Raw genomic sequence first — 22,850 nt, 5'->3', positions numbered from 1 at the left:
CTGGAGGCGATACATTGTGGCCACGGAAAAGGTCATAAAAGGGACCATTGAAAAAATCTCCGGACCGCTCGTTGTCGCGAAGGGCATGTATGGTGCTAGTATGTACGACGTGGTACGAGTAGGGAATATAGGTCTTGTAGGTGAAATTATTGAGTTGAAAGGCGATACAGCTTCAATTCAGGCCTACGAAGAAACTTCTGGCCTTATGCCTGGTGAACCTGTCGTAAGTACCGGCGAACCCCTGAGCGTAGAGTTAGGTCCAGGAATCATAGAGCAGTTTTACGATGGGGTACAGCGTCCTTTGAACCTAATAGAGGACGCTGCCAAGAGCCACTTTATTTCTCGTGGAATTGAAGTTCCTTCCATAGACAGAGAGAAAAAATGGGAGTTTATACCACGAGTTAAAGTTGGGGATGCTGTTCAGCCCGGCGATGTCCTGGGTATAGTTCAAGAAACAGTTTTAGTGGAACATCGGATAATGGTTCCTTATGGAGTACGAGGAACTGTTTCTGAGATAAAACAGGGTCAGTTTACAGTAGAAGAAACAGTGGCTGTTGTAAAAGCGAAAACAGGAGACGAAGTGAATGTTTCTATGTTCCAACGTTGGCCTGTGCGTAAGCCTAGACCAGTAGCTCGGCGTTTGCCCCCTATTATTCCGTTAACTACAGGACAGCGAGTTGTCGATGCTTTCTTCCCTATAGCAAAAGGGGGAACGGCATGTGTCCCAGGACCTTTTGGTTCAGGGAAAACAGTTATTCAGCACCAGCTCGCAAAGTGGGCAGAAGCCGATATCGTAGTGTACGTAGGTTGCGGCGAGCGAGGCAACGAAATGACAGACGTTCTATTGGAGTTCCCTGAGCTAGAAGACCCACGCTCGGGGGAACCTTTGATGAAACGTACGGTTCTTATAGCTAACACGTCTAATATGCCTGTCGCTGCGCGAGAAGCGAGTATCTACACCGCCATTGCAATTGCAGAGTACTACCGAGACATGGGATACTCTGTGGCTCTTATGGCAGATTCTACAAGTCGTTGGGCTGAGGCTCTCCGAGAAATGTCAGGACGACTTGAAGAAATGCCAGGGGAAGAAGGATACCCTGCATACCTAGGAACGCGGTTAGCCAGTTTCTATGAAAGAGCGGGACGGGCTATTTGCCTGGGTTCTGATGGCAGAGAAGGATCTGTAACAGCTATAGGAGCAGTTTCACCTCCTGGTGGAGACCTTTCTGAACCAGTAAGCCAAAACACTCTCCGTGTGACTAAAGTATTTTGGGGACTTGATGCTAGCTTGGCCTATCAGCGTCATTTCCCGGCGATCAACTGGTTGTTGAGCTACTCCCTATACACCGATACTATGGACAAATACTGGGATTCTCAGTTTGACGATGAATGGAGTTCTCTTCGCGTAGAGGGGATGTCTCTTCTTGAAGAAGAGGATCAACTAAGAGAGATCGTTCGTCTCGTGGGAATAGACGCTCTTTCCAAAGAGGAACGAATGGTTTTGGAAACTGCTAAATCACTTCGAGAAGATTTCTTGCACCAAAATGCTTTCCATGAGATTGACACATATGCCTCTATGAGAAAACAATTTAAAATGTTAAAGAATATTTTAATGTTCCATCATCTCTCTATGGATGGGCTGAAACGTGGCGCAGATATGAATAAGGTATTCAATCTTCCTGTACGAGAGCAAATCGCTAGAATGCGTTATGTAGATGAAAAAGAGATTGAACAGCTTGATACGCTAGAAGACCAAATGAAGAAAGAGATAAATGCATTAATACCAGTGGGGGGCGATAGTGATGCTGCCTAAAGAGTATAGTACCATCACCGAGTTATCTGGCCCACTTCTGGTTGTGGAGAAAACCAAGGATGTCCGTTATGACGAACTGGTGGAGATTGAGCTTGCCAGTGGAGAATTGCGGCGAGGACGTGTTCTTGAGATAACATCAGATAGGGCCCTTGTCCAGGTCTTTGAGGGAACCGATGGAATCGACATACAGAATACAAAACTCCGCTTCCTTGGGAAGGTTTTGATGCTTCCAGTTAGCCGGGATTTGTTAGGGCGTATCTTTAACGGACGGGGAGAACCTATTGATGGAGGAGCTCCTATCCTTCCTGACAAAAAGCTGGATATCAATGGAATGCCGATGAATCCTTATTCTCGAGACTATCCTTCTGAGTTTATCCAGACCGGTATTTCTACTATTGATGGCATGAACCCAATGGTTCGTGGACAGAAGTTGCCTATATTCTCTGGAAGTGGTCTGCCTCACAACAGAATGGCTGCCCAAATAGCTCGTCAGGCCACCGTTATTAGCGGGCATGAGGATTTTGCAGTTGTTTTTGCTGCCATGGGTATCACTTTTGAAGAAGCTTCGTTCTTTATGGAAGACTTCAGAAGAACTGGCGCTATACAGAGGACTGTAATGTTCGTTAACTTAGCGGATGACCCAGCTATTGAACGGATTACTACACCTCGGCTTGCATTGACAGCTGCGGAGTACCTAGCATTTGAACAGGATATGCATGTAGTGGTTATTTTGACAGACTTAACCAACTACTGCGAAGCACTGCGAGAGATTTCTGCTGCCCGTAAGGAAGTTCCGGGACGGCGAGGTTATCCTGGTTATCTCTATACAGACCTTGCCACCATGTATGAAAGAGCTGGTCGTCTGAAGGGGAAAAAGGGATCCATTACTCAGATTCCTATTCTGACTATGCCAGAAGACGATAAGACTCACCCTATTCCTGACTTGACAGGATATATTACAGAAGGACAGATTATCTTGAGTCGAGGTCTTCATCGTAAGGGCATCTATCCGCCTGTAGACGTTATGCCTTCTTTGTCTCGTCTTAAGGATAAAGGTATCGGTAAGGGAAAAACCAGAGAAGATCATGCAGACCTTATGAACCAGCTTTTTGCTGCTTATGCTCGCGGCAAAGAAGCTAAGGAGCTTGCGGTTATTCTTGGAGAAGGTGCCCTTACTGAAGAAGATAAGGCCTTTGCCTGTTTTGCAGATGAGTTTGAAGACAAATATGTCCGTCAAGGCGAATATGAGAACCGCAAAGTTGATGAAACACTCGAATTAGGTTGGAATCTTTTGACGATGATTCCAGTGAAAGAGCTCAAACGTGTTCGTGATGCATATATAGAGAAATATCTCAAACCGAGGCTGCAAGAAGAGGGGAAAAACGAAGAAGCAGTTCCCGTTGTAAAGTAGGGGGTGACGAAGTATGCCACGGTTGAACGTCAACCCCAACCGGATGGAGCTTTCTCGTCTAAAAAAACGACTCGTTGTAGCTAAACGTGGACATAAGCTTCTTAAAGATAAGCAAGATGCCTTAATTAAAGCCTTTCTTGAACGTGCTCGCGAAGGGAAGGCATTGCGAGAGGAGCTTGAGGTAGAATTGGGAGATTGTTACCATAGTTTCCTTCTTGCTCGGGCTCAGACTTTACCTGCAATGCTGGAGCAGGCTCTTATGATTTCAGGGACACGATGTAATTTGAAAGTACAAGAACGCAATGTCATGAGCGTTGTTGTACCTGAATATACGGTAGAGCAGCAGGGAGAGGCTTTAAGCTATGGGCTTGCAACGTCTCAAGGGAGTTTGGACGTCGCTTTAGAGCGATTCTCCAAGTTAATTCCTAAGCTCATTGCTTTGGCAGCAAAAGAAAAGGCTATTCGGCTTATGGCTTCTGAAATTGAAAAAACGAGACGTCGAGTCAATGCTTTGGAACACGTAATGATACCTAACTTTAACGAAACTATTCGGTATATTACGATGAAGCTAGATGAGCAGGAGCGGTCAACTCTCAGCCGGTTGATGAAAATTAAAGATATAGTGCGTTCACATTAAAACAATAAGGCCGGGGAAATTTAATTTCCCCGGCCTTACTGTTTTGTGAAAAATCAGAGAATTATAGAGGTCATGTTTTTACACTGCTTCGGGCATTTCCCACTAGAGCATAGGGGTTTTCTATAGAGAGAAGATATCAAGGAAGAGATTTTTTATACAGGAATGGCCCGGCAGATTCAAAACCTAGCGCCTTATGTTCAAAAATTTGTTCGGTAGATCCCACAAGAAGAAAACCTCCAGGACGGAGGGCTTTGTAAAATTTTAAATAAAGATTTTTCTTGGTCTCTGCCGAAAAATAGATAACAACATTTCGACAGAGGATGAGGTCAAAATCTTGTCCAAATGGGTCGTCTATTAAGTTGAGTCGTTCAAAGCTGACGCGTTTCTTGACTCCTTCCCGTATGGAGAAGCTTTCCTCATTTATCTTTGAAAAGTATTTATCAACATACTCTTGAGAAAGGTTGGCTAGCTGCCGTATGTGATATTCTCCTTTCTGTGCAATTTTAATTGCTCCTTCATCTATATCGCTGGCGAGTACATAAGGAGGGCAATGAAGTTTTGTTTCCATAGACAACATTGCAAGAGAATAGGGTTCTTCTCCTGTAGCGCTGCCAGCACTCCACAATTTTAGTCTTTTGGATCCCCGAGTTTTAATTAATTCAGGTAGGACCTTGTTTTGAAGATCATCCCATCGAGGGGGGTTCCTAAAGAATTCCGATACATTAATCGTAAGATAATCGAGAAATTCTCGAAGCTTTTTTTCTTCTTTTTTTACTAAATCAAAATATGCATCATAATCGGTTATATTCCATCTTTGCATTAACATGTGCACGCGACGGTGGATTTGATTTTTATAAGAATTTAGATCAAGCCCAGTCAAATTTCGTATCTTCTTCTTAAAGTTGTTGTATGCAGGAGAATCATACTTTTTTTCTATCTCGTCCATTTCCTCACCTCAATTAAGTTCTAATCCGATTATTACCCATAGTTTATGAACCATATATACCATATTTATAGGATTTTGCTCTTTCTCAAAGAATAAAAAATGTTAGAATAATATATAAGGAGTATTTTAGATGGCCGCTGCACCTTTGGGTGTAGAGGAAAGTCCGGGCTCCATAGGGCAGAGTGCTGGATAACGTCCAGTTGGTGCGAACCAAAGGAAAGTGCCACAGAAAGAAACCGCTTTCTCGCAGTAGAAAGTAAGGGTGAAAAGGTGGGGTAAGAGCCCACCGGGTGTCGGGTAACCGATATGCCAGGCAAACCCCGCTCGGAGCAAGGCCGAATAGAGGGGAAAGAGGCGGCCCGCTGACCCCTGGGTACGGTCGCTTGAGAAGTACCGTAAGGTATTTCCCAGATAAATGGTCATCTCTCACACAGAACCCGGCTTATAAAATGCTCCTTTATTATAGTTTGATGAAAAATAAGCCTGGAGGACTATTGTTTTATTTATTTTTTAGTCCTCCAGGCTTATTTGTTTTTATGTGTAGGTGCTAGTGTGGGAGAAAGTGGTAGAAAATGTCATAAAGTGGGAGGTTTCCCCATGTTAGTGGGAACTTACGAACACCGAGTCGATGCTAAAGGAAGAACGGTTATTCCTGCCAAGTTCAGGCAGGAGCTCGGGGAGTGTGTTGTTGCCACTATAGGTATAGATCGATGTGTTTCTCTCTATCCCATGGAGGAATGGCAAAAGGTTTTGGAAAAACTGCAAAGTTTGCCTTTTTCAAAGAGCAAAACCAGAGGGCTTATGCGAATTATGCTTGCTAGTGCTCATGAATTGGCTATTGATAGTGCCGGACGTATCCTTATCCCCCAGATTTTAAGGGATCATGCGGAGCTTCTGACTGATGCCTTTTTTGTGGGGATAAGCGATCATATAGAGCTTTGGGATAAAGGTATTTGGGAACAGTATAGCAAAACTGTTCTTGATGAGCTGCCAGAGATAGCAGAAGGGATAGATGGATTCTAATGGTAGAGCATATTCCAGTTATGATTAATGAGGTAGTAGAGCATCTCAAGCAGATACCGGTCCCGCGTGTGATAGTCGACGCAACATTGGGGTTGGGAGGATATGCAGAAAGTATCCTTACACAATTTCCCGATGTTTTACTTATTGGCGTGGATAGAGATGAGCAAGCTCTTTCTATGGCTCGTGACCGTTTAGCTGCGTTTGGAGACAGAGTTCACTATTATCTTGTTCCCTTCAGTAGACTTGTTTCTGTGTTAGAGAAAGAAAAAGTAACTCCTGATGGAGTTGTTTTTGATTTAGGAGTTTCTAATCTGCAATTAAGCCTTCCGGAACGAGGCTTTTCTTTCCAACAAGATGGCCCTTTAGATATGCGCATGGAAAGTTCTAAAGAAGTTGAGGGGCTCCGTGCTTCTGACGTAGTAAATACTTTTTCAGAAAAAGATTTGGCAGATATTTTTTGGAAATATGGAGAGGAGCGATATTCGAGACGGATAGCATCTGGTATTGTCAGATATAGAAAAGAAAACGGTCAAATCTCAACTACCGCGCAACTTGTAGAGGCCATTAGAGCTTCTCTCCCGGCACCTGTTCAAAGGAAAATGGGGGGACATCCAGCACGGAAAGTATTTCAGGCCCTTCGTATTTTTGTAAATAATGAACTTGTTGAATTGGAAGAAGGGTTGCAGGCTGCTATCGAAAAAGTAGCAGATAAAGGAGTCATTATTGTTGTTAGTTACCATTCTTTAGAAGACCGCATTGTTAAGTACGCCATGAGAGACTGGAAAAACGAAGGTAAAGGCATTATTTTAACCCGCCATCCTCTCATTCCTACAGAAAAGGAAATAGAAGAAAATTATAAGGCTAGAAGCGCTAAGTTTCGGGCATTTATGAGAGAAGTAGATATGGAAGAGGATTCTTAAGGGAGGTGTGCACACCGTGTATGATTCCCAAACATGTGAGTATCCCTGTGGATCGGCACGAAAAGTCAGCCCGTATTTTATCTTTTTCATTTTAGCTATGGTTGTGTCTTTTATTGGTTTGGGCATATTAAGGTTGTACTCTAACCGACTTGAGGCTCGTCTTCATGCTATTAATTTGCAAATAGAAAGTTATGAGATGCAGGAAACGGAGATGCATCGTGTGCTTTCTTCTTTAACTTCTCCAGAAGCTATTTACGGCTACTCCCAAAAGAAACTAGGCATGGTTGCTAATGTAAAGACCGGAGTAGTTCATGTAGCGAGAATACCCGCTTTAAAGGAAGAAATGGAGGTTGCTTCTATAGCTTCGAGTCATGGATGGAACTTATTGTTTTCACTCTTCTCTTCTCCAGCCACAGCAAAAGATTAGGATAAATTGACTTTATACTTCGGAGCAGATTGAAACTAAAATGAAGCGAAATTTCTGGTTAGGGCCTTGGCCGTGGGTATTTATCTCTTTTATTGTAGTTTTAAGCAGGTTGTTTTTTGTGCATTGTATGCCGGATGATCGTGTTATTCGGCAATCTCAACGGCAATATTGGAGTGAGGTCCCTGTTAGCACCACTCGTGGATCTATTGTCGATGTTCATGAAAATCCTTTAGCTATGTCTGTGCCAGCATATAGTTTTTTTGTCGATCCAGCTTTTTGGAACCCTTCTAATGGTAAATCATTGTCAGGATTACTTCCTTCTGAGGTTGTAGATAAAATATCAAAGCCACTTGCTGGCCGTTTTCATTGGATTGCTCGAAAAATAAGTAAAGAAAAAGCTGACGCCATCATGGCACTAAATTTACCCGGACTCTATCGGCTACAAGAAAAAAAACGTCTTTATCCACAAAACTCTCTTTTAGCACATGCTATTGGATATTGTGATATTGATGATCGCGGACTTGCAGGAATAGAGCTAGTTTGGGATCAGATATTGTATTCTCCACCAGGCATCCGTTTTTTTATAAAAGAAGCTACAGGACGTGCGATAGATGTATCTACAACGTTATCTGACCTTGAAAAAATAGAACATAAAGGCAGAATCCGCTTAACAGTGGATATGCGTATCCAATATATTTTGGAACAGCGTCTCCAAGAGGCAATAGATAAAAATCAAGCTCGATGGGGAGCTGCTATCTGCATGAATCCTTCTACAGGGGAACTATTGGGATTAGCTAGTGCCCCTTCTTTTGACCCTAATAATAGAATGGACTTGCTCAATAAAAATAAAGTTTTTAATAATGCTGTAAGCAGAGTATACGAACCAGGCTCTACCTTTAAGCCAGTAGTAGTGTCCATAGCATTGGAACGGAAAGTAACGTATGCTTCGGAAGTCCTCTCTACACCTCACAGAATTAAAGTTGCAGATGGATCTATTTCGGAGTCAGGTAATAGTAATTGGGGGTCCTTATCTTTAGGGGATATCGTGGTAAAATCTTCAAATGTTGGGATGGCACAAATAGGACTTCGGATCCGCCCCTTTGATATGTATAACAGCTTAAAAGATTGGGGGTTGGGGGTAGCGCCTGGGATAGAACTCAACGGGGTGGAGGCAGGGTTATTGCCATCACCAGACCAGTGGAGGGGCGTTGTCCCAGCTAATATAGCCATAGGGCAAGGTATTGGAGTTTCTCCTCTTCAGCTTTTAACCGCTATGAATGCCATAATCAATGGTGGAGAATTATTACGTCCCTATATAGTGGCAGATGTTATAGATAGCCACGGGAAAAAAGTTTACGAAGGGAAAAAGGAAGTTATACGTACAGTTGTCACCCCTTCCATTGCGACATGGCTGCGAAAAGTTATGAGGGATGTAGTAGTGCGCGGAACAGGCAGGTTAGCGGATACGCCGGTAACTGCTATAGCAGGTAAAACTGGAACTGCTCAAGTTGCAGAAAAAGGTGTTTACGCTAAAAAAAGATGGGTGGCATCTTTTATAGGTTTTTGGCCTTATGAATCCCCTAAGTACGCTATGCTTATAGTTGTAGGCGAACCCTCTAAAGGGCAGTATTATGGTGGTAGTGTAGCCGGGCCAGTTTTTAGATCTGTCGTAGAAGATATGGCGCAATTAAACATTTTTTAAATTGGCAAGAGAGAGGCAGTGAGAGGAATGTCTGACCTGCAGAATATTATAAAGATATTAGAGGGGAACGGAGAAATAGAACAAGTTGTTTTCCCCTCAAAGGAGAGCTTGCCTATCACGAGTATTTTTAGCAATAGCAGAGAATGTAATCCAGGCTCCCTTTTTTGTTGTATACAAGGAGAAAAACATGATGGCCATGTTTTTGCTGCAGACGCAGTCCAGCGAGGTGCCATTGCGTTGCTATGCAAGCGTCCTTTAGAAATAAATGTCCCTCAAATTATTGTAAAAGATGTTCGATGGGTCATGGGGTATGCGGCAGCTATTGTATATGATTGTCCGTCTGAGCATTTAGCCATGTACGGTGTAACTGGAACAAATGGGAAAAGTACTTCTTCTTATATGATGCGAAGTGTTTTACAAGCTTCAGGTGAGAAAAGCGGCCTTATGGGTACTATTGTTTATTCTGATGGAGATGTGGAGGAAGAAGCGAGCCGTACAACTCCGGAAAGTTGTGATGTTCAACGATATCTTGCCCGTATGGTAAGGAATGAGTGTAAAAGTGCCACAATGGAAGTATCTTCTCATGGAGCAGTCCAAGGGCGGCTTAATGGTTGTTTTTTTAGTGGCATGATTTTTACGAATTTAACTCCAGAGCATCTAGATTATCATGGAGATATGGAACATTACTTCATGGCTAAAAAAAGCATTTTTGAAAAATATGTCAGTCATGATTGGTGCGGAGCCATTAATGGTGATGATGAGTATGGGAAAAGGCTTTTATATGAATATAAGGATCATTGCTTGTCTTACGGATTATGTTCTTGTGCTGGTCATGATGTCTATCCTACGTGGCTGGAAATGGGACTTTCTGGTCTTCAGATGGATGTCCGCTTGCCGACGGGGAAATCCTTAGAATTAAATCTTCCTGTTACAGGACGTTTTAATGTCTATAATGCTCTCGGTGTTATTGCTCTTGCTTATGGGGTAGGAATAAATATGCCCACAATAAAAAGAGGCTTGGAAACTATGCCCCAGGTCCCTGGCAGAGTCGAAAAATATTTTTTTGAAAATGGTGTTTGTGCTGTAGTAGATTACGCACATACTCCAGATGCTCTTCAGAACGTTTTGTCAGCGATGAGGGAAATCTGTAAAGGTCGACTTATCTCTGTTTTTGGTCATGGGGGAGAGCGCTATCATGGGAATCGTCCTCTTTTGGGACAAGTGGCATCTGAAAATGCAGATGTAGTAGTAGTAACTATGGATAACCCACGTAGCGAAGACCCTGCTCAGATAGCAGAAGAAATAGAAAAAGGTTTTACGTCGTCATTGTTGGAGCACTATCGTATTTTGAATCGCCAAGAAGCTGTCGGAACAGCGCTCTCTATGGCTCGTCCCGGAGATATGGTGGTGATAAGCGGGAAAGGGCCGGAACATTATATTTTACTTCAGGATAAACGAATTCCATATAATGATTCAGAAACCATTAAAGAATGGGGCATGAAGCAGGGATTGAGGTGGCAATAAAATGAAATGGCAACTATGGAAGATATCAGATTTAGCTGGTTCTATAGGTGCTACTTGGTCAGGTAGTGATATAGTAATTCCTGACTTTTTTTGTGTTGATAGCCGAGAGGTTTATCCTGGTTCAGCCTTTGTCGCTGTACGAGGAGCTAACCAAGATGGGCATGACTATATAATTGATGCCTTACATCGTGGGGCGACCCTTATTATCGCTGAAAAGGGGCGTGTGCCGAAAGGGATATCTTTTGATGGTAGGGCCTATATAGAAGTAAATGATTCTGTGACCGATATGGCTCGTATGGCTTCTGCCTATCTCAAGGCAGTTGCTCCGCAAGAAGTTGTTGCTATTACAGGGAGTGTCGGGAAAACAACGACGAGGGAAATTATTAAAAAATGTTTGGAGAGGTTCCCTTTTGCGTATGGAGCAGAACGGAGTTTTAATACGCTCATAGGATGCTCTCTCACTATTTTAGGAATGCCGCCAGGAACTGATGTCTTAATTTTGGAGATGGGAACCAATAAACCTGGAGAGATTGCAGAGATGGTTCAGTACTTTCCCCCCACAAGAGCTATCATAACGGAGGTAAGCTCTGCTCACCTCGAAGGGTTGAAATCTTTGGAGGGAGTTATAGCTGCCAAGCTTGAAATCCTCCAATCGTCAGATATAAAGACTATTTTCTTTAACGAAGATAACAGGTTGTTAACTCAAGAGATTCTTCAATATTCTGGAGAGTATAAAAAAGTTGGGGTGGGATATATCCACGGTCTCTATAGGATAAAAGAAGCCGATTTTCATATAATAGATGGCTTGCCTCGTCTGAAAACTGTTCTTTTAACTCCAGATGGAGGGGCTCACGAGATTTACACGGGGTTATGGGGTACACATGCTTCGTTATCTATTGCTTTTGCTCTGGCCTTATGTTCAGAGTTGCAGTTCTCTCTAGGAGAGGCTATTCATGGTTTAGAGACTATGAGTGCTCTGCCTGGCCGGGGTGTCATTATGGTATTGAAAAACGAAGCTATACTTATTGACGACTCATACAATGCTAATCCTTCCTCTATGGATGCTTCCCTTACTACTCTTTTAGATCTTCCTGCGACAGGGCGAAAAATAGCTGTTCTAGGGAGTATGAAGGAATTAGGAGAGGATGACACGCGGCTGCATGAGGAGGTTCTCAAGAAAGCTCTTGCTTTAGATGCGTTATTCCTCATAGGAGAGGAATGGAAAGACCCGTATCTGAAACTGTCTGACGAAGAACGGAAAAAAGCCGCATGTATTGCTGACTTGAAAGCCTTAGAAGCAGGACTTTTATCGAGACTTCATAAAGGTGATCTTCTCCTCGTGAAGGGATCTCATATCCATCGTTTGGATCTTATGGTCTCGTCTTTAGTGGGAGGGAACAAGAATGAATAGACTCTTCCTCTTCTTTTTTGTATTTTTTCTCTCTTTATTAATAGAGAAGTTATGGATTCGTAAATCATGCGAAATGGATATGTCTCAGGTGCAAAAAGATTATGGGCCTCAAAGCCATATTTTAACGAAGAGCAAAACTCCTTCTATGGGAGGTCTCATGTTTTTAGCGGTATCTTTTTTGTGCTTATTTCTTTTCCCATTATCCAATGCAGGGACATGGCATGAGTCTTTTGTTTTCTGGATATTCCCTTGGGGAGCCGCTCTTATCGGTTTTATCGATGATTGGATTAAATACAAAAAACACTCAAGCGAAGGTCTCCCCAGCCTAGGCAAACTCGTAGCCCAGATACTCCTTGCCTTGCCGTGGGCCTTTTGGGTCGGATGGTATAAAGGGATTTATTTATGGCCTAATATGGAATTATCTCTATGGCTTGGAGTTCCCCTTCTTGCCTTCATAGCTATCGGGATGTTGAATGCCGTTAATGTGACCGATGGGCTTGATGGTTTAGCTGCGGGATCGGTTATTCTCTCTCTTGTGGCATTCCTTGTCTGGCTTCCTGCTGCTACGTATGTACGGAGCGGGGGAATCGTTACCCTTGCAATGTGTCTGGCTTTTCTTTGGTATAATTCTCATCCTGCAGCTGTATTTATGGGGGATGTCGGTTCTCATTTTTTGGCAGGGGTTCTTATCTCTCTCTGTGCATTAAGTGGCTTCTTAATGGCAGTGATTCCTCTCGGCTTTATTTTTGGTGTTGAGATCTTGACTGTTTCTATACAATTGATAGCTATTCATAAATTCAAGAGAAAAGTTTTTAAAATGAGCCCTCTTCATCATCATTTTGAACTTACAGGGTGGAGTGAAGATCAGATTGTAACCAGGTTTTTAATTCTTCATGGTTTAGGGGCAATTGTCTGTATCTTCTTTTTGATGTCTTGGTGGGCATAAACTATTTCATGATAGTGAGAAAGAAGGCACACACTATGGGTACGATCCAATCATACGAAGGAGAAAAAGTAACGATTCTTGGGGCCGGAACAAGTGGGCAAGGTCTAGCTTTCCTAGCCCGTCGTCTCGGTGCGCAAGTTTTTGTGACGGAACATAAAGAATCACTCCCTGACCATGTTGAAAAGGCCTTCCATGAAAATGGGATAGATTGTGAAACAGGAGGGCATAGCGAAAGAGCACTTGACACGAATGTATTAGTTGTAAGCTCAGGAATATCTCCATCTGTTCCTATTATTCAGAAGGCTTTAGGTGCCGGCGTTCCTGTTATGGGGGAACTAGATTTTGTAGTGCCGCATCTTCAAGGGAAAATTATTGGGGTCACAGGGAGTAATGGAAAGAGTACTACAACTGCTTTGACAGGATTCGTATTGGAGAAGTGCGGGTACAAGGCAGTAGCAGCTGGAAACATAGGCAAAGCACTTTCGTGTTGTGCTGAGGAAAATTGGGATTATATTGTTATTGAACTGAGTAGTTTTCAGCTTGCTTGGGCTCATAATTTACATAGCCATATAGCTATTGTTACAAACCTGGCTCCTGACCATATCGATTGGCATGGTTCCTACGAAAAATATATAGAAGCAAAAGCCCGTCTTATTCATTTGCAGGAACCTGGTCAGTGGGCGATAGTACAAAATCGCGATGTTAGGGCTCTTGAAGCTCATAAAAGATCCCATGTAGCTTCTCTTTTTTGGGAAGGGCAACAAGAGAAGTTACAAAAAACGCATGCCTTTATTCGAATGGGAGATAAAAAAGCTTTTCTTTGTACAGATGGGGTAGATGAGTTGCTTTTCCGTTATGAAGACACATCCCTCATTGGTCGCCATAATTTGGAAAATGTGGCAATGACAATGGCTGCTCTTACTTTAAGTGGAATGAAATGCTCTGATGCGTCTCGCTTTGTAGCGGATTTCAAACCTCTTTCCCATCGCTGTACTTTTGTAGCTGATATAGATGGGGTTCGTTATATTGATGATTCTAAAGGGACCAATGTAGCTGCTAGTTCCACAGCCCTTTCTTCTATAGAGGGGGAAAAGGTGGTCATTCTTGGAGGCAAGGGGAAGGGCGAGGATTACGGTCCTTTGGCTGAAGTCGTAAAAAAAGAAGCGAGAGTAGCCATTATTCTGGGTGAAGAGAAGGCGAAGATTCTCCAGGCCCTTGAAAATATTGGCTTCTCAAATTGCATTGAAGTTGCTGATATGGAAGAGGCTGTTCGCATGGCTATGAAAGCAGCTTTGCCAGGAGAGACAGTACTTCTTTCTCCAGCTTGTACCAGTTGGGACATGTATTCGAGTTATGAGAAAAGGGGTGAACATTTCCAGCACCTCGTAAAACAATATGGAGGTAAGCGGTGAGCGAAGTCTCAATGGATCAGACTAGAGGCCTGAATGGCACTTATGAAAAAATTCAACGGGTAGATCCCTTCCTCTGGATTATCCCGCTAGTCCTTAATTGCTTTGGTCTTGTTATGATTGTTTCTTTAACTTCGCCCCACTCCATGGAGGTATGGGGTTCTCCTTTTGTAGTGGGTTTTCGCCAGGTGCAGTGGAGCTTTTTGGGACTTACCGCTATGTTTCTGATATATTTATTCCCTATTGCCTTTTGGGAGCGTTTAAGTGCCTACCTTTGGATGGTTGCTTTTTTGCTTTCTTTCTGTACGCTAATCCCTGGCATAGGCATTGAAGCTGGTGGAGCGCGGCGGTGGATAGACATTGGCTCTCTTCAATTTCAACCTATAGAACTTCTTATTTTTGCAGTTGTAATTCATCTTTCTAAATGTCTGTCGAGATCTAAAGAGGCACCTTTGAAGATGTTTTTGGGCATCACCTTAGCGGTAATATTTATTTCCATCATCCCTCTTTTGCTTCAACCGGACATAGGCGGAATGCTTCTGCTTTCGATTATCTGCATGGGGATTCATGTAGAAAACCGCGGATGGGGCTATCCTCTTGTAATAGGTTCTGCAGGACTAGCCTTGTTATTCCCATTTATTATCAGAGAAAGTTACCGTTTAAGGAGATATGTTGCTTTTTTAGATCCTTGGAAAGAGCCATTGGATAGCGGTTTCCAGGTTATACAGGGGCTTGTAGCTTTTGCTAATGGGGGCCTTTTAGGGGTAGGAATAGGGAAGGGGCTCCAGAAAATGAACTATCTTCCAGCAGCCCACACAGATTATATTTTTGCGGCTATAGGGGAAGAATTTGGTTTTATTGGCACCGGTCTTGTCGTTATTCTTTTTACTATGTGGGCATGGCGCTGTTTTAAAGTATACAAGCAAGCCCCCTCTCCTTTTCTGAGGACTCTGCTCTGGGGACTTGTTATTTCTGTTCTATTGCCTTTTTTTATCAATGTAGGAGGAGTTACTAAATTGCTTCCTCTAACAGGAATGCCTTTGCCTTTTATGAGTTATGGGGGAAGTTCACTCCTTATGATGTGGATACGCGTTGGTCTTATTGTAAGAATTACTAAAGAAATTGTGGGTACGCCATCATGAAAAAAGTACTTTTAGTGGCAGGAGGAACTGGTGGACATATTTTCCCTGCGTTAGCATTAGGGCAATGGCTTCAAAGGGAAAAAGCGGAAGATATACACGTTATGTATGCATGTGGTTCAAGACCTCTTGAATTAGAGATGTATAGACAATCCGGGGTAGAACCAATAGTTCTTCCGATAGAAGGATCTCCTTTTGGTATAAAGAAAATAAAAACGATATCCCGTCGCTCCTTGGGGATATGTAAGGCGATAGGGAAGTCTATGGCTTTAATGAAAAAAATGCGACCGGATTTTTGCCTCCTTTTCGGGGGATATGTCTCCTTTGCACCATTGATAGCAGCTCTTCTTTGCCGAGTTCCAGTGGCGGTTCATGAACAAAATACTATTGCTGGAAAGGTTACTCGAATTGCCCATAAACTTCATCTTCCTATTTTTTCTGGCTGGCAGGAATGCGAACCTTTTCAAGCGGATAGTTTTTATTATACAGGTATTCCAATTAGAAACTTTCAGAAGGTTGACCGTAGAGAAGCTTGGAGTAAACTAGATGTGGGGATCGATATCCCCGAAGGCCCTATCGTTGGGGTTCTTAGCGGTTCGCTCACGAGTTCGCCTCTTTTTCAAGTTATATGTGAATTGAGCGTAGAATCAGAGTTTCGTCACGTATCTTTTCTTATTGTGGGAGGCAAAGGGATTTGTCCCAATTCAAATAACATGATAGCCGTTGAAAGACAGTGGGATATGTCTATAATCTATTCGGTTGTTGATATAGTTATCGCGAGAGCAGGGGCATCTACCCTAGCGGAATTATTAGCTTGTGCAATCCCTTCTCTTATTGTTCCTTGGAGAGGAGCTGCTGATGGGCACCAGTTATCTAATGCGCGGCTCTTCAAGAAGCTAACAGGAAACTATGTATGGGATGAGTCTTCTCCTGCGCAGGTTTTGAAACAGAATCTTGTCCAATGTTTATCACAAGAAAGAGACGAGAGCGCAAAAGGGGGGGCCCTGGTTCCATGGCAGAACCAGAGTTGCGAATTGATCTGGAAAACCTTGATCTCGTTGGTGCGAAGGGAGAGTCTGTAATTGGACTTGAAAATAAGAAATCTTGACGGTGTTGAGAGAATACATTTAATGGGGATAGGCGGAGCTGGTATGAGTGGACTCGCTCTATTGCTGAAAGACCTTGGTTATGATGTGAGTGGGTGCGATGTTAACTGGACCTCCTATGTGGATAAAATAGTACGAGATGATATCAGTTTCATGCTCCAACATGGGAAAGAGCATCTTGATGAGCTGAAACCGGATTTGTTGATCTATAGTAGTGCTATCCCTGACGATAATGAAGAGCTTTGTGAGGCTCGGCGCCGAGGGATTCGAATAGCAAAAAGGGGAGAAGTTCTCAGCTGGATATTTGATGCTCGTTTTGGTATTGGCATAGCTGGAACTCATGGTAAAACTACTACCTCGTCTATGATAGCTTTAATTCTGGAGCAATCTGGATTGAGCCCTACATTGGCTATTGGTGGAGAGCTTTGTGATATAGGTGTCAATGCAAAGTTGGGAAACGGGCCGTATATGGTAGCTGAGCTTGATGAGAGCGACGGTTCTTTTGAGGGGTTTCATCCTAATATAGCTGTGCTTACCAATGCGGACTGGGATCATGTTAATCATTATCCGACGTTCGATAGTGTTATAGATGCTTTTAATCGTTTTCTTGTTAATCCCAAAGAAAATGGAGTTGTAGTTCTTTGTGCTGAAGATGTGGGCTTAATGAAAGTTATGGAACGGAATCAGGGAAAGAACGACCAAAACGACAAAAACGATATTATAACTTATGGTTGGGGTAATGCCTGGGACTGGGGTGCCTATGATGTGGAGCATGTGCCCGGGGGGGGAGTATCTTTCTCCATTTCTAAAAAAGGGGAATACGTGGATCAGATAGAACTTTCTGTTTCAGGAGATCATAATGTTATGAATGCTCTCGCTGCTTGTGTTGTAGCAGATCGTCTTGAAGTGCCATTCACTATTATTAAAAAAACTTTAAGATCTTTCCGCGGAGCTAAACGTCGTATGCAATATATAGGAGCTATTAATGGCGTGGATATATATGACGATTATGGACATCATCCTCGAGAGGTTGCTGCTACGCTGAATACGTTGGGGCAAATGTTCCCTGGTAGAAGGTTGAACATTATTTTCCAACCTCATCGTTACACTCGTACTGCGGCTATGTATCGAGATTTTGCTGAAGTGCTTTCTTCAGCCGGGCGCTTATTTCTTTTGCCAGTATATCCAGCTGATGAGGAACCCATAGAGGGAGTTAATTCTGCTTTGATTTGTACAGAGCTTGATCGTCGAGGGTTCAAAAATTACCGGCTTTGTTCCGATATGTTCGATGCGGTGTCTCTCCTTAAGGACACGTCTTTGCCAGGAGATGTGATTGTGACTGTTGGTGCGGGAGATGTTCCCGCTGTAGGGGAGATGCTTCTGGAAGAAATTGAGAAGAAGCAAGTGGTGTAATGGATGGAGAGTCGCTATCTCAGTACCATTTTGGAAAAACATTTTATTGGTCCTATTAAATTAGATATTTCTCTTGGCCCTTTGACAACTTTGGGAGTTGGTGGAAAGGCTGATGTTTGTTTGTGGCCGGCTACGGCTGAGGATTTAGCTTATCTGTACCGTATAAAGGCCCAAGAGGCTTTCCCCCTTTATATATTAGGAGGAGGAAGCAATGTTATTATCTCCGATAAAACGTTGCATGGAGTAGTGCTTTGCACTCGATATATGTCTTCTTTTTCAGTAGAACGTCAAAGTGATAAGGCTTATATAGAAGTAGGGGCAGGTCTTCCTCTTTCACATCTTGTAGCTTGGAGTCATCGTTACGGTTTTAGTGGGTTGGAATTTGCCATAGGTATTCCTGGGACAGTAGGAGGCGCTGTAGTAGGAAATGCAGGAGTAAAGGGAGAGGCTGTTTCTCAGGCTATTTTATGGGTTGAGACTGTTGACGGGGAAGGGCATGTTTGTCGATGGAAGAAAGAAGATTTGGAATGGGGATACCGAACTTCAGAGCTTAGAGATAAAGACGTGTTCGTTTCATCTTGTGGAATAGAACTACGGGCGGAGAGTATTGAGTTAGTGGAAGCTAAAATGAATGAACATTGGATAAAACGCTCTTCGCAACCGTACCATTATAAAAGTGCCGGGTGCATTTTCAAGAACCCGGAAGGCGAGAGTGCAGGCCGATTACTCGATATTTCAGGGTGCAAAGGGCTTAGAGTAGGGGATGCTATAGTCTCAGAGGCCCATGCCAACTTCATACTAAATGCGGGGCAGGCCACGGCAGCAGATATATTGGCCCTAATAGAAAAGTGCCGTAAAATAGTGATGGAGCGGACGGGATATATGTTGGAACTCGAAGTGAGGATATTTGAGTTGGGGTAACGCATAGAGGTAGTTGAGATTGAAACGATGGCTGCTGTTCTTTTCATGTATATGCGGGATACTGTATAGCATAGAATCTATCTTCTTTCTCCTCTCGCCTCAAAGCATAGAGGTCCATATGCCTGATCTATATTCTGAAAAAATATTTTGGTCTCACCTGAACTCTTCTAGCCTAAGATATTGGCCAGTAGCATTGAAGCAGAAAGATACATTAACGGAAGAAATAGAATCTGAAATACCAGTAACTTTTTCTATGGCAGTTTGTCCCTTTGAAAGTATTAAAGTGCAGGCAGAACCACTCCATGTTTGGCTGGTTCTGGTGTGGGGGAACATTACGTGGTATGTAGCTCCAGATGGTAGAATTTGGGATGGGCAAAGCCCTGTCAGTAAGTTTGTATGCGGAGAGCAGAAACCAGACGTTCCTGTTTGGTATTTGAAAGAAACGTTCCCTACTCCAGCAGAGGGATTTGGAGAAACCAATAAAGTTGTCTATCGAAGTGTCCTCCCTCTAGATTCTTTGAGAAAATGGGTTCAAGAAATCGAAAAAATTAATTGGGGAGGTACCGTTTCTAAGGTTGTTCTAGGAAGAAGGGCAGGTAGTTATAGTTTTACAATTCAAGTAAAATGGAAAGAGAAATATTTTACCGTACTCTTAGACGAGAGAGTTGAACGTTGGTTTAGCATAGCTCAAGCGTTGCCTCAAATATTGAAGGATTCTCCAGCAGAATATAATCACATAGAAATAGATGCGACCTATGAAGAGAAAATCGTTGTAAAAGCAGCAATATGAAGTAGATAGTACGAAGGGAGCGGGAATGAAGTGTACAGAGAGCCAGAAATAATAGTGGGGCTGGATCTAGGTACGAGTAAAATAGCAGTTGTCGTAGCGGAAAGGGATTCCCGTTTCCAGGATGCCCAAATTATCGGCATAGGCCTAGCACCCTCTCAGGGAATTCGCAAAGGACTGATTGTCAATCTGGAGCAGGCTATTCAATCTGTACGAATGGCAGTTCAAGACGCCGAGAAAATGGTAGGATTTGAAATAGGAGAAGCGACAGTTGCTTTCAGCGGTATTGATGCAGCTAGCGTAACATCTCGGGGTATGGTTTCCCTTGGGCGTGTTCCTCGACAAGTAGGCATCCAGGATATAGAACGGGTTATAGAAGCCGCTCAAAGTGAGCTGGCTGTCCCTTCGAATCGAGTTACTCTCCATACAATTCCTGTAAAGTACTCTCTTGACGGCAACAGTGGTATCGATGATCCTTTAGGCATGACGGGCATACGTCTTGAGATTGAATTACAGTCTGTGATTGCTCCTACATCAGTTATACAAAACATTATTAACTGTGTAGAAAGCGCCGGTATTACTGTCAATGGCCTTGTCATTAAATCTCTTGCCAGTGCTCTTGGATCTTTAACTGACGAAGAGATGAGGACAGGGGCGGTTTCCATATGTATAGGTGGAGGAACAACAGGAGTTGCGATGTTTGCTGATGGTCGTCCTGTTCGTTTATCTGTAATCCCTATTGGTGGAGACCATATTACCAATGATCTTGCTTATGTGCTGAAGATTCCTATTAGCAAAGCAGAAGAGATTAAACAACAAGTTTCTCTTTTCCCAGAGGAAAATAAAGAGGCTTTGGAAGTTGAAGCGCGAGGCCGAACGAAAACTTTAAATGCAGAAGATGTGGTGGATGTGATTTCCTGCCGTCTAGAAGAGTTACTTGTCGATTACGTGGGCAAAAGCATTGCTGACATGAATATTCATATGTTCCCAGCGGGTATAGTCCTTTCTGGCGGGGTAGCGAGATCAGAAGGTGTTGAGCCTTTTATTTCAGAAACTTTAAATTTACCAGTGCGTGTTGGGAAACCTCTTGATAGTTTCCAAATGCCTCCTGGGCGTAATGATTGTGAGTATACTACGGCTTCTGGAATTATTAGATATATTATGAATAAAGAACGTAACCCCTATCGGTATATCGAAGCACCAATCGAGGTTCTTCGATCAGGAGGTGTACCCGCTTTTATAGCGGCAAAAAGAGGAGGACATCATAAGAATCCGAAAAGCGTGAACGGAGAAGGCTTTCGCCATTTCCTCGAGATGGTGAAGAAATCGATGAAAGAACTTTTCTGATGTATTGTGGGGTGGAAGAGGTATGGAGCATGTTTTTCAGATAGACGATGCGACGAGGCCTCATCGGGAAAACATTAAAGTCATAGGTGTTGGCGGTGGTGGCGGGAATGCTTTAAACCATATCATACGAAGTGGCATAAATGGAGTGGAATTTATTGCTGCTAATACTGATATGGCTTCTTTAGGGCTTTCTGAAACAAAAGCACGGATTATTTTAGGAAAAGAGCTGACTCGCGGCTTAGGTGCGGGGGCAGATCCTGAAGTAGGGGCGAACTCTGCCAAGGAGTCTATCGAGGAAATTCGGCAGCTTGTTACTGGGGCCGATATGGTTTTTCTCACTGCCGGAATGGGCGGGGGGACAGGGACAGGAGCAACCCCTGTTATAGCAGAGGTTGCGAAGGAATCCGGCGCTCTCGTAGTTGCTGTGGTTACAAATCCTTTTTCCTTTGAAGGGAAACGAAGGAAAAATCAGGCGGCTCAAGGGATTGTAACCTTGAAGGAAAAGGTCGATGCGCTTCTTGTGGTGGAAAATGACCGTTTGTTGGAAATTGCCGATAAAAAAACAGGTTTAACAGAGGCTTTTCAGCTTGCAGATGAAGTTTTGCGTCAAGCGGTACAGGGGGTTACAGATCTTATCCTTCGCCCGAGTCTTATTAACGTTGATTTCGCTGATGTGAGGACTGTTATGAAAAATGCAGGTTCAGCGATTATGGGTATAGGAGAAGGGCATGGGGATAGTCGGGCAGAGATGGCGGCAAAAGCTGCTATTAATAGCCCTCTAATGGCAACTCCTATGGATGGAGCTAAAGGTATTCTTTTCAACATTACTGGTGGCAGTGATATTGGCATTCACGAAATTCAACAGGCAGCAGAAGTTATTAAGGGCAAAGCTGATGAGGATGCCACAGTAATTTGGGGACATACTATCGATGATTCTATGGAAGACAAGATGAGAATTACCGTTATAGCTACTGGTTTCTCTGAGGAAAAAGAGCGAAAAGGAGCACCTTCTAAAAGTGTGAGAATGAGCAACCGTTCAGCCAATGTTGTTTTGGAAGAAGCTGAGGTGGTTTCTGCACCAGAAGAAGATCTTTTTACCATGAGTGGTGTCCCTAAAACTCCTTATGATATTCCGTCGATTGTTCGGAGGTCCCAACGTTCATCAAAATAATTATAAAAGATATTCGAATGTCTAGAGAGCATGTTTTGGGTTGAAACGTAACGGGCGGGGATCCCTTATGATTGATTCCTGCCCTTTTTAACTTCATGAAAAAGCTAGGATAGGAGGTCTTTCTATGTCAGCTCGTGAGAATCGAAGACAAAGAGATAAGAAACCGATGTTACCTTTTGGCGATTTGATGCTGCCTATTATCGGTCTCATAGCTGTTGGTCTTTTAATTGTAGGAATTAAGTTCTTTTTTCTCTCTGGCCCTGTCAGAGAGGCACATAAACCGGTAATAGCTCAGGAGACCACGAACACTACTACGCCTACGTCTTCTACTCCTTCCCCAGTGGCTGAACCTTCAAATACAGCTATTTCCGCCCAGCCATCGCCAGAACCTTCTCAGCAAGGGAGCAGCGGTAAAATGACTACGGCGGGCCCCGTCGTTTCGCAGGAGGCCCCAACTCAAATAGCTCCTTCTACAGAGGCAGCAGCTCCTGTTTCCGGGTCTTCTCAGTCTATTGCTGTTCCCAGCACAAAAGATATTAAGCCAGCTTCAGCTCAAGAGGGCCAATGGGGTGTCCAGATTGGTTCTTTTAAAAATGCAGAGGCAGCGGAAGGGGTAAAACAAAAAGTTACGAAGCAGGGGTATACGGCTTTTGTATCGAAAGCTGTGGTAAAAAATGCCATATATTATCGTGTGACGGTTACTGGTAATAATAATAGAGATGAAGCGGAAACCCAGGCTTCTCGTCTAAAACAAGCGGGCTATCCGGTTCTCATCGTTCGTCTTCGTTAGTTGGCAA

At 43.3% G+C, this 22,850-nt stretch carries 20 protein-coding genes and 1 other RNA gene; 20 read left to right on the top strand and 1 reads right to left on the bottom strand.

Annotated elements, in window-relative coordinates:
• Window positions 1-16: 16 nt before the first annotated feature.
• From K360_RS0106520 to K360_RS0106510, 3 genes are read left to right on the top strand one after another with little or no spacing between them, the layout of a single operon-like run.
• A complete protein-coding gene (locus K360_RS0106520; protein WP_024822369.1) occupies window positions 17-1,813 on the top strand; it encodes a V-type ATP synthase subunit A in 1,797 nt (598 codons plus the stop codon).
• Window positions 1,803-3,224, top strand: a complete 1,422-nt coding sequence (locus tag K360_RS0106515; protein ID WP_024822368.1) for a V-type ATP synthase subunit B — start codon at window positions 1,803-1,805, stop codon at window positions 3,222-3,224. Before K360_RS0106520 ends, K360_RS0106515 begins: the two co-directional genes overlap by 11 nt.
• Before the next feature lie 13 nt (window positions 3,225-3,237).
• Window positions 3,238-3,861 carry a V-type ATP synthase subunit D gene (locus K360_RS0106510; protein WP_024822367.1) on the top strand — a complete coding sequence of 208 codons (624 nt, stop codon included), beginning with the start codon at window positions 3,238-3,240 and terminating at the stop codon, window positions 3,859-3,861.
• 136 nt (window positions 3,862-3,997) lie between these two features.
• Here the strand turns inward: K360_RS0106510 and K360_RS0106505 are convergent, their stop codons facing one another.
• Window positions 3,998-4,807, bottom strand: coding sequence for a CheR family methyltransferase (locus K360_RS0106505; RefSeq protein WP_024822366.1), 810 nt, complete (start codon window positions 4,805-4,807; stop codon window positions 3,998-4,000).
• A 118-nt stretch (window positions 4,808-4,925) separates the two neighbouring features.
• On the opposite strand from K360_RS0106505, the gene rnpB reads away from it, so the two are divergent.
• The 17 genes from rnpB to K360_RS0106425 all read left to right on the top strand — a co-directional run bounded on the left by rnpB (window position 4,926) and on the right by K360_RS0106425 (window position 22,843).
• Window positions 4,926-5,267: RNase P RNA component class A (gene rnpB, locus K360_RS11035), an RNA gene on the top strand.
• Between the two features lie 137 nt (window positions 5,268-5,404).
• Window positions 5,405-5,830, top strand: coding sequence for a division/cell wall cluster transcriptional repressor MraZ (gene mraZ, locus K360_RS0106500; RefSeq protein ID WP_024822365.1), 426 nt, complete (start codon window positions 5,405-5,407; stop codon window positions 5,828-5,830).
• A complete protein-coding gene (gene rsmH, locus K360_RS0106495) occupies window positions 5,830-6,750 on the top strand; it encodes a 16S rRNA (cytosine(1402)-N(4))-methyltransferase RsmH (protein WP_024822364.1) in 921 nt (306 codons plus the stop codon). Before mraZ ends, rsmH begins: the two co-directional genes overlap by 1 nt.
• A gap of 16 nt (window positions 6,751-6,766) precedes the next feature.
• Window positions 6,767-7,177, top strand: coding sequence for a hypothetical protein (locus K360_RS0106490; protein WP_024822363.1), 411 nt, complete (start codon window positions 6,767-6,769; stop codon window positions 7,175-7,177).
• Window positions 7,178-7,217: 40 nt separating this feature from the next.
• On the top strand, window positions 7,218-8,879 hold the full coding sequence (locus K360_RS0106485) for a peptidoglycan D,D-transpeptidase FtsI family protein (RefSeq protein WP_024822362.1): 1,662 nt from the start codon (window positions 7,218-7,220) through the stop codon (window positions 8,877-8,879).
• A gap of 27 nt (window positions 8,880-8,906) precedes the next feature.
• Entirely contained in the window at window positions 8,907-10,403 is a 1,497-nt protein-coding gene (locus K360_RS0106480; RefSeq protein ID WP_024822361.1) for a UDP-N-acetylmuramoyl-L-alanyl-D-glutamate--2,6-diaminopimelate ligase, read from the top strand.
• A gap of 1 nt (window position 10,404) precedes the next feature.
• The gene (locus tag K360_RS0106475) at window positions 10,405-11,814 is read left to right on the top strand and encodes a UDP-N-acetylmuramoyl-tripeptide--D-alanyl-D-alanine ligase (RefSeq protein WP_024822360.1); all 1,410 of its coding nucleotides are present in this window, start codon (window positions 10,405-10,407) and stop codon (window positions 11,812-11,814) included.
• Window positions 11,807-12,760 (top strand): phospho-N-acetylmuramoyl-pentapeptide-transferase, encoded by a 954-nt coding sequence (gene mraY / locus K360_RS0106470; protein ID WP_024822359.1) that lies wholly within the window; start codon window positions 11,807-11,809, stop codon window positions 12,758-12,760. Before K360_RS0106475 ends, mraY begins: the two co-directional genes overlap by 8 nt.
• A gap of 35 nt (window positions 12,761-12,795) precedes the next feature.
• Window positions 12,796-14,172, top strand: coding sequence for a UDP-N-acetylmuramoyl-L-alanine--D-glutamate ligase (gene murD / locus K360_RS0106465; RefSeq protein WP_024822358.1), 1,377 nt, complete (start codon window positions 12,796-12,798; stop codon window positions 14,170-14,172).
• Complete coding sequence (locus tag K360_RS0106460; protein WP_024822357.1) at window positions 14,169-15,311, top strand: FtsW/RodA/SpoVE family cell cycle protein; 1,143 nt, start codon at window positions 14,169-14,171, stop codon at window positions 15,309-15,311. Before murD ends, K360_RS0106460 begins: the two co-directional genes overlap by 4 nt.
• Complete coding sequence (locus tag K360_RS0106455; protein WP_024822356.1) at window positions 15,308-16,390, top strand: UDP-N-acetylglucosamine--N-acetylmuramyl-(pentapeptide) pyrophosphoryl-undecaprenol N-acetylglucosamine transferase; 1,083 nt, start codon at window positions 15,308-15,310, stop codon at window positions 16,388-16,390. The genes K360_RS0106460 and K360_RS0106455 overlap by 4 nt, the downstream gene beginning before the upstream one ends.
• Window positions 16,391-17,827 (top strand): UDP-N-acetylmuramate--L-alanine ligase, encoded by a 1,437-nt coding sequence (gene murC, locus K360_RS0106450; RefSeq protein WP_024822355.1) that lies wholly within the window; start codon window positions 16,391-16,393, stop codon window positions 17,825-17,827.
• A gap of 3 nt (window positions 17,828-17,830) precedes the next feature.
• A complete protein-coding gene (gene murB, locus K360_RS0106445) occupies window positions 17,831-18,748 on the top strand; it encodes a UDP-N-acetylmuramate dehydrogenase (protein WP_024822354.1) in 918 nt (305 codons plus the stop codon).
• A gap of 118 nt (window positions 18,749-18,866) precedes the next feature.
• Window positions 18,867-19,538 carry a hypothetical protein gene (locus K360_RS0106440; RefSeq protein WP_156923357.1) on the top strand — a complete coding sequence of 224 codons (672 nt, stop codon included), beginning with the start codon at window positions 18,867-18,869 and terminating at the stop codon, window positions 19,536-19,538.
• Between the two features lie 30 nt (window positions 19,539-19,568).
• Window positions 19,569-20,882 carry a cell division protein FtsA gene (gene ftsA, locus K360_RS0106435; protein ID WP_024822352.1) on the top strand — a complete coding sequence of 438 codons (1,314 nt, stop codon included), beginning with the start codon at window positions 19,569-19,571 and terminating at the stop codon, window positions 20,880-20,882.
• A gap of 22 nt (window positions 20,883-20,904) precedes the next feature.
• Entirely contained in the window at window positions 20,905-22,053 is a 1,149-nt protein-coding gene (gene ftsZ / locus K360_RS0106430) for a cell division protein FtsZ (RefSeq protein WP_024822351.1), read from the top strand.
• Between the two features lie 124 nt (window positions 22,054-22,177).
• Window positions 22,178-22,843: an SPOR domain-containing protein gene (locus K360_RS0106425; RefSeq protein WP_024822350.1), complete on the top strand. Its 666-nt coding sequence runs from the start codon at window positions 22,178-22,180 to the stop codon at window positions 22,841-22,843.
• Window positions 22,844-22,850: the final 7 nt, after the last annotated feature.

The sequence above is a fragment of the Aminobacterium mobile DSM 12262 genome (genome assembly GCF_000526395.1).
GTDB classification, from domain to species: domain Bacteria; phylum Synergistota; class Synergistia; order Synergistales; family Aminobacteriaceae; genus Aminobacterium; species Aminobacterium mobile.
The sequence above is the reverse complement of the archived record's forward strand: the minus strand, read 5'-3'. Positions and strand labels throughout refer to the sequence as shown.

Bases quoted from the DNA above. Each gene is read 5' to 3' on its own strand.
- K360_RS0106515 (WP_024822368.1), top strand. From the start codon at position 1,803: ATGCTGCCTAAAGAGTATAGTACCATCACCGAGTTATCTGGCCCACTT.
- K360_RS0106510 (WP_024822367.1), top strand. From the start codon at position 3,238: ATGCCACGGTTGAACGTCAACCCCAACCGGATGGAGCTTTCTCGTCTA.
- K360_RS0106505 (WP_024822366.1), bottom strand. From the start codon at position 4,807: ATGGACGAGATAGAAAAAAAGTATGATTCTCCTGCATACAACAACTTT.
- mraZ (WP_024822365.1), top strand. From the start codon at position 5,405: ATGTTAGTGGGAACTTACGAACACCGAGTCGATGCTAAAGGAAGAACG.
- rsmH (WP_024822364.1), top strand. From the start codon at position 5,830: ATGGTAGAGCATATTCCAGTTATGATTAATGAGGTAGTAGAGCATCTC.
- K360_RS0106485 (WP_024822362.1), top strand. From the start codon at position 7,218: ATGAAGCGAAATTTCTGGTTAGGGCCTTGGCCGTGGGTATTTATCTCT.
- K360_RS0106480 (WP_024822361.1), top strand. From the start codon at position 8,907: ATGTCTGACCTGCAGAATATTATAAAGATATTAGAGGGGAACGGAGAA.
- K360_RS0106475 (WP_024822360.1), top strand. From the start codon at position 10,405: ATGAAATGGCAACTATGGAAGATATCAGATTTAGCTGGTTCTATAGGT.
- mraY (WP_024822359.1), top strand. From the start codon at position 11,807: ATGAATAGACTCTTCCTCTTCTTTTTTGTATTTTTTCTCTCTTTATTA.
- murD (WP_024822358.1), top strand. From the start codon at position 12,796: ATGGGTACGATCCAATCATACGAAGGAGAAAAAGTAACGATTCTTGGG.
- K360_RS0106455 (WP_024822356.1), top strand. From the start codon at position 15,308: ATGAAAAAAGTACTTTTAGTGGCAGGAGGAACTGGTGGACATATTTTC.
- murB (WP_024822354.1), top strand. From the start codon at position 17,831: ATGGAGAGTCGCTATCTCAGTACCATTTTGGAAAAACATTTTATTGGT.
- K360_RS0106440 (WP_156923357.1), top strand. From the start codon at position 18,867: ATGCCTGATCTATATTCTGAAAAAATATTTTGGTCTCACCTGAACTCT.
- ftsZ (WP_024822351.1), top strand. From the start codon at position 20,905: ATGGAGCATGTTTTTCAGATAGACGATGCGACGAGGCCTCATCGGGAA.
- K360_RS0106425 (WP_024822350.1), top strand. From the start codon at position 22,178: ATGTCAGCTCGTGAGAATCGAAGACAAAGAGATAAGAAACCGATGTTA.